Below are 641 nucleotides of genomic sequence, written 5' to 3' on the forward strand. Positions count from 1 at the left end.
CATTCATTTTAATACTGTGCGTATTTAATCTTGCGGGTGTGGCGGAATTGGCAGACGCGCTAGACTTAGGATCTAGTGTCTTATGACGTGGGGGTTCAAGTCCCTTCACCCGCACCATTTAGATTAAACGCGGAAGTAGTTCAGTGGTAGAACATCACCTTGCCAAGGTGGGGGTCGCGGGTTCGAATCCCGTCTTCCGCTCCATAACTACTTAATCGACTAATTCAGCTTGCCGGGGTGGCGGAATTGGCAGACGCACAGGACTTAAAATCCTGCGGAGGGTTCCTCCGTGCCGGTTCGAGTCCGGCCCTCGGCACTTTAAATATGCGCCCGTAGCTCAATTGGATAGAGCGTTTGACTACGGATCAAGAGGTTAGGGGTTCGACTCCTCTCGGGCGCGCCATTACGGGAAGTAGCTCAGCTTGGTAGAGCACTTGGTTTGGGACCAAGGGGCCGCAGGTTCAAATCCTGTCTTCCCGACCACTATAACTTAAATAATGGGGCCTTAGCTCAGCTGGGAGAGCGCCTGCCTTGCACGCAGGAGGTCAGCGGTTCGATCCCGCTAGGCTCCACCATTTTTGATCTTTGAAAACTGAACAAAACAACCAATTACGAATTAAACGACAAGATCGTAAGATCAA

The 641-nt window shown here is 51.3% G+C and carries 6 tRNA genes; all 6 read left to right on the forward strand.

The features are described 5' to 3' along the window. Positions 1-32 precede the first annotated feature (32 nt). The 6 genes from AE2B122_RS18925 to AE2B122_RS18950 all read left to right on the forward strand — a co-directional run bounded on the left by AE2B122_RS18925 (position 33) and on the right by AE2B122_RS18950 (position 575). Positions 33-117, forward strand: a tRNA-Leu gene (locus tag AE2B122_RS18925). A 12-nt stretch (positions 118-129) separates the two neighbouring features. After that, positions 130-204, forward strand: a tRNA-Gly gene (locus AE2B122_RS18930). 27 nt (positions 205-231) lie between these two features. Further along, positions 232-316 (forward strand) — tRNA-Leu (locus AE2B122_RS18935). Positions 317-326: 10 nt separating this feature from the next. Further along, a tRNA-Arg gene (locus tag AE2B122_RS18940) sits at positions 327-403 on the forward strand. A 3-nt stretch (positions 404-406) separates the two neighbouring features. Further along, a tRNA-Pro gene (locus tag AE2B122_RS18945) sits at positions 407-483 on the forward strand. 16 nt (positions 484-499) lie between these two features. Further along, positions 500-575, forward strand: a tRNA-Ala gene (locus tag AE2B122_RS18950). Positions 576-641: the final 66 nt, after the last annotated feature.

This window comes from Terribacillus sp. AE2B 122 (assembly GCF_902497585.1).
GTDB classification, from domain to species: Bacteria; Bacillota; Bacilli; order Bacillales; family Amphibacillaceae; genus Terribacillus; species Terribacillus saccharophilus_A.